Genomic DNA, 13,551 nt, shown 5'->3' with positions numbered 1-13,551 from the left:
TGAATTTTTGTTTGTATTTAAACAATCGATAAATCATAATCCTACCGAACATATTCCTCTGCCTGCTTGTCCAACGAAGCTGATGCGAGTCTCCCTTCGCTAACTATTTAAACGTAAATGTATTGTAAACCCTATTCTAATAGGAGCCTTAGTTCGAGTAAATCGGGGGAATTACGCAATAAAACATCCGATAACTGTAAAATTCATCCACTATTTCACGTAATTTTTCAGGCAATTCCAATTCATGAAGCGTTTATTCACTACGCTCGGCCAATGCTTAAAATGGGGGGAATCGACATGTTTCTCATTAATAAATATGTTAATCCCCCTCACTTTCGACAGATTATTATTGAAAACATTCTCGAATTTCCACAGATTTAAGCAAAAAAGAAGCAGCTTCTCCATTTCTTGAGAAGCTGCTCCTAAAACCTCATTAAGCGAATAAATTTGATTCCTTGCGCAGCCAGACGACCATATCGCCAACCTCACGGTTAGCCCAAGCAAAGTATGGGACGGCAGTAAAGCTTACCTTCGTATACTTGGAGCCGCCGGAGCGATATAGCGTTTGATCCCATTCCTCGTTAGAACGGACCGCAGCCTGCCCTTGCAGCATCACAACCGGTACACCGTTAACCTCCCGCAGCTCGGACTTGTACTGCGGCTCGCGCAGAATCGTCATATCGAATAGATTAAAATCATTGTCCGCCGCTTCCAAGCAGTACACGACGGGTCCGCGCATTAAGGCAACCTTGCCTGCACCTTCCGCTACTAGCGGGTTCGCCTCCAGCTCGACAACCGGCATCGGGAAGGTGAGCGTTACGCTGCCTCCCTCAATCAAGCTTGCCGGGATATACAAGTAGCCATGCTTCAATTCAATTCCCGAAGCCAGCGTGTTCGTATCGAATACTATATCCCCGTTGATCGCGGCGCTCGGGTTCGTGCACCACCCAGGCATCCGGAATGCGATAATTGCATGGGGCGTTTGCTCGGCATCCACATGAACAGCCACCGTTTCCGACCAAGGATAGTTTGTCGTTTGCGTGACCGGCATCGTACCGGAAGCCAGCTTGATATCAGCCTTGCTCTGCACATATTGACTAATGTACAGCGTATCCTTCTCCGTCGCATAGATGTACTCTCCAAGTGAAGCGATGAACCTGAAGATGTTAGGCGGGCAGCAGGAGCATTCGAATACACGCTCGCGACGATAATGCGGGAACAGATTCCGTGTATCATGGATACCTTTCAGAAAATCATTATGCGCCGGGGCAGACTGCAGCGCATTATCATAGAAGAAAGCCCCTCCGTCAAGCGACAGCCCCGCCAGAGCACCATTATACATTTGGCGTTCAATGATATCCGCATAGCGTGCATCAGGGTGGATCGAGAACAACCGCTGCGCAAAGAACGCCATTGCGATCGAGGCGCATGTCTCCGCGTAGGAGTCTGCGTTTGGAAGAATATAAGCCGCACCGATCGCCTCACCGAAGCGTTCCCCGCTCACGCCGCCGGTAACGTACATTTTGCGAAGTGTAGCATCATCCCACAGCCGCAAGCACGCTTCGTACAACTCTTGATCATTATACTCCCTGGCAAGATCGGCCATCGAAGAGTAGAAATACATAGCTCTTACCGCATGACCTGCAGCTGCCGGGAGTTGACGCGCCGGCGCATCATCCTGCGCATAGGTATCGTTATATAATAATTGGCTGTTAAGCGGCGGGCTAGCCGGCCAAGTTCCGTTCTTCACGGAGAAAATGCGATCATGCGCCTGCGTACCGCGGATATCAACGAAATGCTTCGAGAGCTCCAAATAACGATCTTCTCCTGTAGCCTGCCACAACCGAACAAGTGCCAATTCAATCTCTTGGTGACCCGGTGCCGAATATTTAGCTGTTCCTTCAAGCTTAAACGCTTTTTCAATAAAATCCGCAAAACGTGTCATAATGTTTAGAAAGCGCTTACTGCCCGTTGAGTAAAAATGAGCAACGGCCGCTTCCATCATATGGCCTGCGGTATAGAGCTCATGCGCGGTCCGGTCATTGAAACGATTCACCGGCTCACATGTCAAAAAATACGAATTGAAATAACCATCTTCGTCTTGTCCCTGCTCGATATAGTCAATTACCGTTTCCAGCTTCTTGCTAATCTCTTCATCCGGATGGTAATACAAAATATACGCCGCGCCTTCCATCCATTTGGCCACATCGGAATCCCAGAAAATATGCGGTTTATTGTCCATTCCTTCTTGCCAATCCAGACGCATGGCATTAATTCTGCCTGTCTCGTAGAAGCGGTCATACACCGCATTAACCGTAGAACGGGCATTGGTTTGCTGCCACTTGCCCCAGAAGCCTTCCTCCAACGAAACATCTTTCCAAGTTACCTGTGCAATGTTATGCATGTCAATCTTTCATTCCCTTCTGCCTTTGTCCAATGTATACATACAGCAATTCCTAAAGTTCGACATGAAGAAGTTATTTCCTTCCAAACATAAAAAAAACAGCCCCGAATATCTCCGGAGGCTGCGCATGTTAAACAGGTACAAAATAATAGGGATTCCCTTTGCATTCCAGATACTCTGCCACAAGCTGCCCCTTCATCTGCTCGATGAAATAGATCGGATCTGCAATGTAAACCGTCCCGGATGCCGCAATTTCGTTGATCTTGCATTGAATCTGTTCCATCACCCGCTCCGGGATAAAATACTCACCTTCAGCGCAGATCTTCGCTTTAATCCAACAGGTGCTGCAGGCTTGGGATTGAAGCTCCTGCAGCTTTGCTATCGCTTTAAAATTGCGGGTATCCAGATAAAAATCAATTAATGCCTCATTCATGACTGTTGATGCAGCATCCTGCTGAATAAAGATCTTGCTGCCGCTGGGCGAATGCTCCCTCATAATGACTCCCTCGCATCGCAACTATAATGGTAGGCCTTCCACACTATTCCAATAGAACTATTGTATTATCATATATATCACAATTTTTAGGATAATTCTACTATTAGTTACTATGAGAATGTCCCAATTCACAAAATAAAACAACGCGCACCGATAACGTATCGATACGCGTTGTTCGTTAGTAGAAGGATCTACATATAAATTTCAATTACATTCTGATCGGAACGCAATCCCGCAAGCAGCGTCTCCCGGTTAATCCGTACACCGCCTTGACGGTAACGGTTCGCTGTCGGTTGCAGAGAAGCCTCCGTCCCGTTAATCGTTACCCGGCGTTCAGCGCTGCCATCCAGATGATAGACGAATCGGATCGGCTGATCCATTAGTCGGAACTCAAACTGCAGCCCGTTCAGATGCTTCGGCAGCACAGGATCGATGACGAGATCGCCGCCCTCTTGGCGAATGCCCAGACAGTTCGAGATGAGCTGGTTCATGTAGATTCCCGGGCCGCTGGAGTACACTCTCCATCCGCCCTTCACTTGAACCTTGCCTTGTCTTAACTCATCGAATCGCTCCTGCGCCTCGTAGCGGTCGCCAAATTTGCCGTCGGAGCTGCTGAAGTAGGCGTTGCTTTGGCGTAATTCCGCATTTGGCACTACGTCGCGCAGACCAACCGGATTAATCATCTGCAGACCCTTCCATGCTTCGTCCTGGAAGCCAAGCTTAGCCATTGCCTCGACAAACCGAATATGCGCATGCACATATTGCAAGCCGATTTCCCGACCGAAGTTGGAAGCCTGCTCTGCACGCTTGAAGCGCGTGCTAACGCCGCCGGTATAGGCAGCCGGTTTGTTCATCAGCCGTACGCCATCCGGGAAATACAGCTTTTCCTTAATGATGTCGTAATGGGCATAAGCTTGCTCTTTGGTGAGCAGCTCGCCGATCATACTTCTGGTCATCGGCAGCAGCCGGTACTGGATGCCTGTCTCGTTCTCATCCGGATGAATCATCAGCTTCACTTGTTCCGGATTCTCCATATATAAGAAGCCCGGAATCGTGCCTGTTGGCAGCATATAACGGTTAAAATCGGCTTGAATGCCCGATGCCAGCACACTAAGCTCTTCCGATAATTCCTTATTGTAATCAGCGAGCGCCGCGGCTAATTGCTTCATCACTTGATAGGTCAAGGATACGGTCCAGCTGCTGACCAGATATTTCTTCAGCTGGGCATTAGCCGGCTGCAAGGTGTCGTCCCAATCGCCATCGCCATAAGAAGACAAGTTCGTACCATGCAGGAAGTGCTCTTTAATATAATTGATTTCTTTGAGCACATGCCCAAGCAGCGTATCCGTTTGTTCCGTAAACTCAAACGTATGCCGATTCGTATACGGGATCTGCTCTTCAAGAATGCTGTAGTCTTTGGTCACGTTCAAATAGTCGCCTATCACCTTCAGCGGCCAAACAATAATGTCGCCGTGGCTTTCTTCCGATTGCACTTTGGTGTACTTGTCGTACATAAACCACTGCGGCCAGTTGCCCGTATCCTCATATTGATGGGAGAACACCGTTTGAAGAATCGTCCGAACGACGTCATACTTCTGCGTGGCCATGAAATATTCTACCGGCCCCTGACATACGTCACGCGAGCCCCAAGCAGCCCCGCCATATTGCTCAAGACCATGCGGCGTAGAGAAATGGACGAGCATGTTGTGGGTATACCACCAAGCGAGCGTGTTCACATTACCGAGCTCGCTCGACGCTGTCTCATCCGTTATGGAAAGGTGGAAGCCGTTCATGACTTTAAAGTAGAAATCACGGTAACGAGCCGCTTCTTCTTCCGAATTGCGGTTCACAAAAGGCAGCTCTTCCCCATTCAAAAGTCCTTGAATCGTTAAGCTCCAAATGGCGGCAGCATCGACTTGCAGCACAACGAGTGATGCATCGCCGGCCTGAACATTGTCAGCCAGCAGCCACTCATCGCCAACACTCATCGAAGCACCTGCAAGCTTCATACGGTAGCATAGCTCAGGATAAACGGAACGGCTATATGATCGATCATCCGCGCGGAAAGTAAGGACATCGCCTTCTTGCTCCATACGGAACGGAACTTCGTATTCATTATTATCCATTGTCACTTGGTTCGTCACCAAATAACGATACGATTTGCCGCTTTCGGAAACGACCTGCAGCTGAACCTCCGGCGTATCCACCGTCGTAAAGCTCGTCACGACGATCTGGTCCTCAGGCAATTTATAAACCCACTTGGCATAGTTGAATCCAGTCTCGTAGGCGGATGGCAGCGCCAGCAGACGATAGCTTCCTTCGACTTCGACATAGATGCGTTGACCGGATGTCTTCATCATATTGAGCGCGTTTCGAGCGTTGGACATCATTTTGTTAAAGGACGTATTGCCCACGACGATATGCGAATTGAAGATGCCGTACATGAAGGAAGTCGTTGCAAGAACCCGCTCGTTCATCCGATCGTTATTGCCAGTCATCATAATATGACCATGCGGACGTTCTACGCGAAGTTCCTTTTCCTTAAGCACCACATGCTCGTGAGTAGGTGTAAAGAAGGACAGCAGTGTCTCTCCGTCCCACTCTTCTTGTTGACGCGTAGGATAACGCTGCTCAATTTCGGCTGTGGTCAATGATGCGGATCTAAGCGGTTGACCGATATTCGACTGAAGTGATACCTTCTCAAGCTCTTGAACCGTTTCCAGCGGCGACTGTGAATCAGCCCACGCCCAAGCTTCTGCAACCTCATCGCCATATTCGAGTGTGGCAACCGCATCGGCATGATTGTCTTTATACAAACCATAGAACACGACTCGCGCAGAACCGTTCAATTGTATCCGATCCGATTGCAGTGCCGCATAGGCAAACTCGTATTGGTAGACTTCGTTCGCCAATGATGGCTGTAGCAGTCCTGCCGCTTCGTTGCTATCTTTGTAAGACAATCCGAAGAGCTGGAATCCATCCGTCGAGTAGCCAATCGCGCCTGTCAGCGCCCCTTGCTGCAAATAAGGGAATTTCCCTTGCTGCGGTTGGTTCTGTCTGGAGCAAATGACGTAGCCTTTGCTCGTGTCTTCGAACACGGAATGACCGATATACTGTGAGACGTAAGCTTCATTAGAACGAACGGCGCCTCGGTTGGCGATGCCGATATCTTGTCCATACACAAGATCTGCTTGAACGCCGTCACCGGATAAGGCAATATCCCAGAACCAGATGCCGCGATCCGATAACCGGAAAATGACCTTGTAGCATACGCCCTTCGCCGAGCCTTCCCAAACGGCAGCATGCTCGGAGTAAGCAAAGCGGCTTTGGGATCGTACGCCGAGCAGTGGAAGAACCTCCGCAATCGATCCATCTTCGGCGAATAACCTCAGAAATAAATTGTTAAACGATCCGTCGATCGCATTCGAGAGTACTTGATTGAGAAGTACATCCCCGTGTGAAGCTTGGTAGAGGTCGCCGCTGTTCAAAAAAGTAAACTGCAGGCCTCCCCCACTCAATGAGATTTTGGAAAGAGATTTGCTCGTTTCAGCTGAGTTGTTCACGTTAGCCCACTCTCATTTCATTTATTCATTTGGTGAAACGTATCACCACCTATATAATACCATGTTTGATACCCTATTCGCATGGTGGAATTTACAAAAAAAGGGGAAGCAACGCGATTACGTCACTTCTCCTATTTGTTCTAGCTGCTATCCTTTATGCTCGGTTTCAAGAAGCTCATAAAATTCGGCTACACGATTAAGCACGCCATCCGGTACAACATCATATACCGAGCTTTGGTAAGTCGATAACCAGCGAACTCCGTATGTACGAAGTCCTGCAGCCTTACCTGCGAGAATATCCGCATTGCTATCCCCGACAAATATGGCACTGGATTTATCTATTCCCAATAGGTACAGCGCTTTATGTATGCCTTCGGGGTCCGGTTTCGGTTTATCGACGTCATCACCCGTAATTGCGACGTCAAAAAACGGCTGCAATTGCAATGCCTCGGATGAGATCGCAAACGCACGTCTGCTTTTTCCGGTGATGACGCCAATTTTCACGCCTTGCTCCTTCAGAAATTGAAGTAAAGCAACGAGTTCCTGCTCTTTCGGAAAGTTATCATAATGCCCCTTCTCATATAACACGTAATAATCCTCAACAGCCTGTGAAACGGAAGCTTGGTCTGTAAAGTTTCCGCCTATAATGCCCTCTTCTGTCGGACCAAACATGGAAACAAGCTCATCGTTGGTCACCTCTCGATGATCGTACTGTTTAAACACGGCTTTAAAAGCACGAAACGATAATGGCAATGTATCGGCGAGCGTTCCATCAAAATCAAATAATACCGCCTTAATGGACATAGCGAGTACGCCTCCTTGGTTACAACAGGAAATAATAACCATTGTAACAGATTCTATCTAAGCAGAAAAAACAGAAAAACCCGTAACTCCTTATGCTGCAAGGAATTACGGGTTTTTCTTGGGATGCGGTCGGAGGGATTTGAACCCTCACGCCTTGTGAGCGCCACCCCCTCAAGATGGTGTGTCTGCCGTTCCACCACGACCGCGAAGTGATATGTGAATTTCCATATCGAATGAGGTAAAGTGAGCCATGTAGGACTCGAACCTACGACACCCTGATTAAAAGTCAGGTGCTCTACCAACTGAGCTAATGGCTCTTAAATGGTGACCCGTAGGGGACTCGAACCCCTGTTACCTCCGTGAAAGGGAGGTGTCTTAACCACTTGACCAACGGGCCTAATTATCGTCGTTTTTCGACATGCTTTTCAAACGACAAGTGTTATTATATCTAAACCGTTCAGCAATAGCAAGCATTATTTTTCAATTTATTTCACTGATTATATTTTACAATTATGCCCAAAACCATGCATTGCGCTGTGCATCGGTACGATCCCCTAAAACTCTACTAACTATTCCATATTAGCTTGTTTTTCTTTCGCACATCTGAGTACACTAGTACTAATAAAGGAGGAGAAACAAATTGACCACCACTACTGTAAATATGGAAATAGGAATTAGCACGTTCTTAGAAGCAACAAATGATCTTACAACCGGTAAAGCCGTGAACCATGCGGAGAGACTGCGACATGCGGTTGAAGAAATCGTTCTCGCCGATCAAGTTGGACTTGATGTCTATGGGGTCGGGGAGCATCATCGATCAGATTATGCAGGCTCCGCGCCGGCTATCGTGCTTGCAGCTGCCGCTGCGATGACCAAACGCATCCGTCTCACAAGCGCCGTGACCGTTCTATCCTCGGACGATCCTGTCCGTGTTTATCAAGCCTTCTCCACCTTAGACGGTATCTCGAACGGACGTGCCGAAATTATGGCCGGCCGCGGTTCGTTTATCGAATCGTTCCCGCTCTTCGGATACGACCTGCACGATTATAATGAGTTATTCGAAGAGAAGCTGGAGCTGCTGCTCGCAATTCGCGCGTCAGAGAAAGTAAGCTGGCGCGGCGGCCATCGCCCGGCCTTCCAAAACCTTGGCGTCTACCCTCGCTCGGTTCAAGAACCGCTGCCGGTGTGGATTGCCAGCGGCGGTAATCCGGAATCCGCGGTCAGGGCCGGTATGCTCGGCTTGCCAATTGCATTTGCAATCATCGGCGGCATGCCCGAGAGCTTCGCTCCATTAGTGAATCTCTATAAAGAAGCGGCAGCTCGTGCAGGCCATGATCCGGCTACCTTGCAAATCGCGACTCATTCACATGGCTTCGTCAGCGACACCTCTGAACAAGCCGCTGATGCTTTCTTCCTCCCGACCCAAGCCCAAATGAACGTCATTGGGCGTGAGCGCGGCTGGACCCAGCCTTACAGCCGTGCCACTTTCGATGCAGCGCGCAGCCTCCGCGGCGCTCTCTACGTAGGCGATCCCGAATATGTCGCAGAGAAAATCATTCTGCTGCGCAAGAACTTAGGCGTGACGCGTTTCTTCCTTCATGTGAACGTCGGAACAATGCCGCATAAGGAAACACTTCACGCGATCGAGCTGCTTGGCACCAAAGTAGCGCCAATCGTTCGCAAAGAGCTTGCACGTTTGGAAGCATAAGAACGAAACAACAAGAGCGTGCCTATTCTCGTAAGCGACTACTTCGAGAATGGGCAACGCTCTTTATTCTTTACTAATGGGTTGTAATATAACCTCATCGTCTTCAATGAATTGCACATGATAGATTTCCGTGACTGCATCCAGATTTAAAGCGCCATAGAGATGCGGGAATAGTTGATTCATTTCATATAAATCTTCATATATAAGTTCGGCCTCTGCAACCGTTTCGTCAATCTCAAGTAGAAGTAAATCCTCCTCACCTTTAAACAACATGCCGGCCAGCAGATTGATTTGAGCCTGCGTGCAGCAGTGTATAAATCCATCAGAAGCGATCGTCTGCGGCTCATATGTATTAAGCTCTCTGGCCGCCTTCCATTCATGCTTATGGATAAAATGATAAATCATCTCGTACTCTCCTTCATCGCAATGAGCTATTTAAACAGAAGAAAAACCCTTGAATATTCAAGGGTTTTTCTAGGGAATGCGGTCGGAGGGATTTGAACCCTCACGCCTTGTGAGCGCCACCCCCTCAAGATGGTGTGTCTGCCGTTCCACCACGACCGCGAAGTGATATGTAGTTGTCCATATCGAGAATGAAGATGGTGACCCGTAGGGGACTCGAACCCCTGTTACCTCCGTGAAAGGGAGGTGTCTTAACCACTTGACCAACGGGCCTCTTGTTGCAAGCTCCCTCTCGCTGCTAACGAGATTGGAGAATTGAATGTCCACTAATAAGTGCGTTCCATTCAGAAAAAATGGCGGAGAGAGAGGGATTCGAACCCTCGCACCACTTACGCAGTCTAACCCCTTAGCAGAGGGTCCCCTTGAGCCACTTGGGTATCTCTCCAAAAGAAATGGCTCCCCGAACAGGACTCGAACCTGTGACAACTCGATTAACAGTCGAGTGCTCTACCAACTGAGCTATCAGGGAATAGTAATGAGTGACAAGAAATAATGTATCATGTCTGAGAATTGAAGTCAAGCCTATAAAGCAACAAAATTCCGCGGCATTTTCCGCATGCATAGCGGCGCGGATCGGTCTTTCTTTTGCGCAAATATTCCGTCCCGCAGCTGCGGCAAACAAGCTTAAATCGATAGGGTTCCTGCTTGCGTTTGACCCCTTCCGGCAGAGATTTGCAGAATCGCGTCCCGCCTACTTTGGCGAGCAGCTGCTTGAAATCCGCATCTCGATGCTGGTATCCCCGCTTCAATATATGCAAATGATAATGGCATAGCTCATGTTTGATGATCTTCTCGGTTTCCTCTTCGCCATAATTGGCCAATTGATGAGGGCTGATCTCGATATTGTGCGACTTCGTAAAATAGCGTCCTCCCGTAGACTTCAATCTGCCGTTGAAGGTTGCTTGGTGCCTGAAAGGAATTCCGAAATATTGCAGGGAAACCCGTTCGACCCATTCTTGTAGCTGATTATCCTGCATCTGATGCGCTCCCTTGATTTTGTAACCCATAATACTTGAATTTTAAAGGATGAATACGCTACACTGTCAAGTAGTAAAGATGATTGGTTTGAGTAGACCAATGTCTAATCAGCATTCATCTAAATGATTGGTTTGAGTAGACCATTGTCTAATCAGCATTCATCTAGATGATTGGTTTAATTAGGGGGAGAAACTGTCATGCCAGAAATGCGTTATATCATAATGAAAAACGGACAAGATGTCTCGTTCGTAGAAATGCCTGCCTCGCATGCGTATCAATTAAGCGCGCTTAATTTGCGCCTGCATAAAGAAATCGACAAGCTCACCGCTACCGAAGTGCCGGTACTGCCTTATGCGATTGCAGAATGTGCAGATGTAGAGCTTCACGACAAATCCGTTGTCATCCACTCCGGGCTTGACTACATGAATCAGCTGGAGAAAGAGTTCTCGTCCGTTGAAGAGAAATCCTATCCGCTCATCTCGCTGCTCACCGAAATTCGCGCTTTGCAAGCTCAATTAGAGCAGTGGTACGAGGAAGAACTCGACATTTAAGCTTTCGAATCGCGTGTTTTTGCAAAAACTTGAACATTCGCGCTAGTTGGACATGCACGGACATTCGCCCACTTCCATACACTTATTAGTACAACAAGTGATGGCTGGAAGGAGGGCGAAGCTATGCCGCAATGGCTGTGCAATCAACTGATGCGCGCTTTTCTGAAGAAAGACCACAGGCAAATTCGTCTATTGAACGATTGCTGGTATTTCTACCGTACGAGTCAACGGCCTGATGAGGATTCTGCGAGCTTGTAAGCGATTTGTAGAAAAAGGGTGCTATCTCTTTGCAGTGACGCTTGTTGTCGTGACTGCTCGAAGATAACACCCTTTTTGCCATGCCATGAGTTGCTGCTGATTAATCCGGTTTGCGCATTGTCAAACTGACTCTGCCCTTCTTATGATCGACGCTAAGCACCCATACCGTAACGGTATCCCCGACGGATACAACATCCATCGGATGTTTCACGAATTTATTGCTGAGCTGCGAGATGTGGACGAGCCCATCATTCTTAATGCCAATATCGACGAAAGCGCCGAAGTCGATCACGTTGCGAACTGTGCCGTGAAGCTCCATACCCGCCGTCAAATCCTCGATGCTGAGCACATCCGTATGGAAAATCGGGGCCGGCAGCTCTTCGCGCGGATCTCTACCCGGGCGCAGCAGGCTGTCCACGATATCTCTCAGCGTCGGAACGCCAACACCCAGCGTTTGTGCGACTTCTTCCGTGTTAATAGCGGAGATTGCCGCTTTGAACGCTTCTGAGCCTAAATGATCCAGCTTCAAGCCAATCGCTGCACATAGCTTATCAACGACGGCATAGGATTCCGGATGAATCGGCGTACGATCCAGTGGATTGCTGCTCTCCGGAATCCGGATGAAACCGATGCACTGCTCGTAGGTTTTGGCACCGAGTCTTGGCACGCTTTGCAGCGTCTTGCGATCGCTGAACTTGCCTTTCTCCTCGCGGTATTTCACGATATTCTTCGCCGTTGTTGCGTTGATTCCGGCTACATAGGACAGCAGGGACGGAGATGCCGTATTCACATCGACACCGACATGGTTAACCGCGGATTCCACGACTCCGCCAAGCGTCTCTTCCAACCGCTTCTGGCTGACATCATGCTGGTATTGACCAACACCGATTGCTTTGGGCTCAATCTTCACGAGCTCAGCAAGCGGATCCTGCAAACGACGTGCAATCGAAACTGCGCTTCGCTCGGCAACATCCAGCTTCGGAAACTCCTCTGCAGCAAGCTTGGACGCCGAATAAACGCTCGCTCCTGCTTCATTCACGATAATATATTTGAGTGCATCCGCCCCAGGAAGCTTGGCTTTCTTGCGTTTACCGATAAGCTCCGCGACGAATTGTTCCGTTTCGCGTGAAGCCGTACCGTTGCCGATGACAATAAGCTCGACTTTGTATTGGTCGATCAGGCCGCCAATCAGCTTCTCAGCTTCGGCTACTTTATTATGAGGCGCCGTCGGATAAGAAACGGCTACTTCAAGCAGCTTGCCCGTTTCATCAATGACAGCGAGCTTACAGCCTGTCCGGAAGGCCGGGTCAACGCCTAGCACGACATTGCCGCGAACCGGCGGTTGTAGCAGCAGATTGCGCAGGTTTGTCGAGAAGATGCTGATGGCATGCTCTTCCGCTTTCTCCGTCAATTCGCCGCGCACCTCGCGCTCGATCGACGGAGCGATTAATCTTTTGTATGCATCCTCTATTGTTTGCATCAAGATCGTACGGATCGCAGGTGCTGTCTGCGGACGGATTATTTGGCGATCGATATAGTCATGGACTTTATCCGACTGCAGATCCAATGTGACACGAAGAACTTCTTCTCGCTCAGCGCGGTTGATAGCAAGCGTGCGATGCGGCGGCAGCTTCTTCAGCGGCTCTTGATACGCATAATACATCTCGTACACCGTCTCCTGCTTCGCATCCTTCGCTTCTGTGCGCATAATCCCTTGATCAAACGTGTACCGACGCACCCACGCGCGAATTTTGGCATCATCAGCAAGCTGCTCGGCAATGATGTCCATTGCGCCTTGAAGCGCGTCTTCGGCTGTCGGAACGCCTTTTCCTTCGTCTATGTAACGTGCAGCCTCGCGTGCGGGATCCGCTTGACGCGGCTGTGACAGCAGCCACTGCGCCAGCGGCTCCAAACCACGTTCCTTCGCTACGCTTGCACGGGTTTTTCTCTTCTGTCGGTATGGACGGTACAGATCTTCGATCTCCTGCAGCTTCACAGAAGCAATAATGGAGCTGCGCAGCTCTTCCGTCAGCTTGCCCTGCTCCTCGATCAGACGGATAACCTCGCGCTTGCGGCTCTCCAGGTTGCGCATGTACTGCAGCTTCTCTTCGATGCCGCGCAGCTCATTCTCATCCAGCTCGCCCGTCATTTCCTTCCGATACCTCGCGATGAAAGGAATCGTATTGCCTTCATCAAGCAGCGATACGGCTGACTTTACTTTGGTAAGCGGCAAGTTTAACTCTGCAGAGACGCGTTTGACGATGCGTTCTTGTTCAGCTGCTTTCTCTTCGGGCGATAACTCGATCTTGCCGGCAGAGCTCCCCTCG

At 49.2% G+C, this 13,551-nt stretch carries 10 protein-coding genes and 7 tRNA genes; 3 read left to right on the top strand and 14 right to left on the bottom strand.

Annotated elements, in window-relative coordinates; translation table 11 throughout:
* Nucleotides 1-433: 433 nt before the first annotated feature.
* The 7 genes from AC50Y3_RS08500 to AC50Y3_RS08470 all read right to left on the bottom strand — a co-directional run bounded on the left by AC50Y3_RS08500 (nucleotide 434) and on the right by AC50Y3_RS08470 (nucleotide 7,664).
* Nucleotides 434-2,404 carry a glycoside hydrolase family 127 protein gene (locus tag AC50Y3_RS08500; RefSeq protein WP_494818335.1) on the bottom strand — a complete coding sequence of 657 codons (1,971 nt, stop codon included), beginning with the start codon at nucleotides 2,402-2,404 and terminating at the stop codon, nucleotides 434-436.
* 130 nt (nucleotides 2,405-2,534) lie between these two features.
* Complete coding sequence (locus tag AC50Y3_RS08495; protein WP_494818334.1) at nucleotides 2,535-2,900, bottom strand: hypothetical protein; 366 nt, start codon at nucleotides 2,898-2,900, stop codon at nucleotides 2,535-2,537.
* A 191-nt stretch (nucleotides 2,901-3,091) separates the two neighbouring features.
* Nucleotides 3,092-6,463: a GH36-type glycosyl hydrolase domain-containing protein gene (locus AC50Y3_RS08490; RefSeq protein ID WP_494818333.1), complete on the bottom strand. Its 3,372-nt coding sequence runs from the start codon at nucleotides 6,461-6,463 to the stop codon at nucleotides 3,092-3,094.
* Nucleotides 6,464-6,610: 147 nt separating this feature from the next.
* Nucleotides 6,611-7,267: an HAD family hydrolase gene (locus AC50Y3_RS08485; protein WP_494818332.1), complete on the bottom strand. Its 657-nt coding sequence runs from the start codon at nucleotides 7,265-7,267 to the stop codon at nucleotides 6,611-6,613.
* 124 nt (nucleotides 7,268-7,391) lie between these two features.
* A tRNA-Leu gene (locus tag AC50Y3_RS08480) sits at nucleotides 7,392-7,473 on the bottom strand.
* Nucleotides 7,474-7,511: 38 nt separating this feature from the next.
* Nucleotides 7,512-7,584: transfer RNA gene (locus AC50Y3_RS08475), tRNA-Lys, on the bottom strand.
* A gap of 5 nt (nucleotides 7,585-7,589) precedes the next feature.
* Nucleotides 7,590-7,664, bottom strand: a tRNA-Glu gene (locus AC50Y3_RS08470).
* Between the two features lie 264 nt (nucleotides 7,665-7,928).
* On the opposite strand from AC50Y3_RS08470, the gene AC50Y3_RS08465 reads away from it, so the two are divergent.
* Nucleotides 7,929-8,975 (top strand): LLM class flavin-dependent oxidoreductase, encoded by a 1,047-nt coding sequence (locus AC50Y3_RS08465; protein WP_494818610.1) that lies wholly within the window; start codon nucleotides 7,929-7,931, stop codon nucleotides 8,973-8,975.
* 63 nt (nucleotides 8,976-9,038) lie between these two features.
* Here AC50Y3_RS08465 and AC50Y3_RS08460 read toward each other — a convergent pair whose 3' ends face one another.
* The 6 genes from AC50Y3_RS08460 to AC50Y3_RS08435 all read right to left on the bottom strand — a co-directional run bounded on the left by AC50Y3_RS08460 (nucleotide 9,039) and on the right by AC50Y3_RS08435 (nucleotide 10,414).
* Nucleotides 9,039-9,380, bottom strand: coding sequence for a DUF952 domain-containing protein (locus tag AC50Y3_RS08460; RefSeq protein ID WP_494818331.1), 342 nt, complete (start codon nucleotides 9,378-9,380; stop codon nucleotides 9,039-9,041).
* 77 nt (nucleotides 9,381-9,457) lie between these two features.
* Nucleotides 9,458-9,539: transfer RNA gene (locus AC50Y3_RS08455), tRNA-Leu, on the bottom strand.
* Nucleotides 9,540-9,575: 36 nt separating this feature from the next.
* Nucleotides 9,576-9,650: transfer RNA gene (locus AC50Y3_RS08450), tRNA-Glu, on the bottom strand.
* Nucleotides 9,651-9,731: 81 nt separating this feature from the next.
* A tRNA-Ser gene (locus tag AC50Y3_RS08445) sits at nucleotides 9,732-9,822 on the bottom strand.
* Between the two features lie 8 nt (nucleotides 9,823-9,830).
* A tRNA-Asn gene (locus AC50Y3_RS08440) sits at nucleotides 9,831-9,906 on the bottom strand.
* 28 nt (nucleotides 9,907-9,934) lie between these two features.
* Nucleotides 9,935-10,414 (bottom strand): SprT family protein, encoded by a 480-nt coding sequence (locus AC50Y3_RS08435; protein WP_494818330.1) that lies wholly within the window; start codon nucleotides 10,412-10,414, stop codon nucleotides 9,935-9,937.
* A gap of 198 nt (nucleotides 10,415-10,612) precedes the next feature.
* On the opposite strand from AC50Y3_RS08435, the gene AC50Y3_RS08430 reads away from it, so the two are divergent.
* Together AC50Y3_RS08430 and cmpA are read left to right on the top strand one after the other, a co-directional pair.
* Nucleotides 10,613-10,966, top strand: coding sequence for a hydrolase/acyltransferase (locus AC50Y3_RS08430; protein ID WP_494818329.1), 354 nt, complete (start codon nucleotides 10,613-10,615; stop codon nucleotides 10,964-10,966).
* A gap of 123 nt (nucleotides 10,967-11,089) precedes the next feature.
* Nucleotides 11,090-11,224, top strand: a complete 135-nt coding sequence (gene cmpA / locus AC50Y3_RS08425) for a cortex morphogenetic protein CmpA (RefSeq protein ID WP_090984639.1) — start codon at nucleotides 11,090-11,092, stop codon at nucleotides 11,222-11,224.
* Nucleotides 11,225-11,324: 100 nt separating this feature from the next.
* Here cmpA and AC50Y3_RS08420 read toward each other — a convergent pair whose 3' ends face one another.
* The gene (locus AC50Y3_RS08420; RefSeq protein ID WP_494818609.1) at nucleotides 11,325-13,529 is read right to left on the bottom strand and encodes a Tex family protein; all 2,205 of its coding nucleotides are present in this window, start codon (nucleotides 13,527-13,529) and stop codon (nucleotides 11,325-11,327) included.
* Nucleotides 13,530-13,551: the final 22 nt, after the last annotated feature.

This window comes from Paenibacillus sp. J22R98 (assembly GCF_059383835.1).
The sequence above is the reverse complement of the archived record's forward strand: the minus strand, read 5'-3'. Positions and strand labels throughout refer to the sequence as shown.

Coding starts and splice junctions, on each gene's coding strand:
- AC50Y3_RS08465 (WP_494818610.1), top strand. CDS start 7,929: ATGGAAATAGGAATTAGCACGTTCTTAGAAGCAACAAATGATCTTACA.
- AC50Y3_RS08430 (WP_494818329.1), top strand. CDS start 10,613: ATGCCAGAAATGCGTTATATCATAATGAAAAACGGACAAGATGTCTCG.
- AC50Y3_RS08495 (WP_494818334.1), bottom strand. CDS start 2,900: ATGAGGGAGCATTCGCCCAGCGGCAGCAAGATCTTTATTCAGCAGGAT.
- cmpA (WP_090984639.1), top strand. CDS start 11,090: ATGCCGCAATGGCTGTGCAATCAACTGATGCGCGCTTTTCTGAAGAAA.
- AC50Y3_RS08460 (WP_494818331.1), bottom strand. CDS start 9,380: ATGATTTATCATTTTATCCATAAGCATGAATGGAAGGCGGCCAGAGAG.
- AC50Y3_RS08500 (WP_494818335.1), bottom strand. CDS start 2,404: ATGCATAACATTGCACAGGTAACTTGGAAAGATGTTTCGTTGGAGGAA.
- AC50Y3_RS08435 (WP_494818330.1), bottom strand. CDS start 10,414: ATGCAGGATAATCAGCTACAAGAATGGGTCGAACGGGTTTCCCTGCAA.
- AC50Y3_RS08485 (WP_494818332.1), bottom strand. CDS start 7,267: ATGTCCATTAAGGCGGTATTATTTGATTTTGATGGAACGCTCGCCGAT.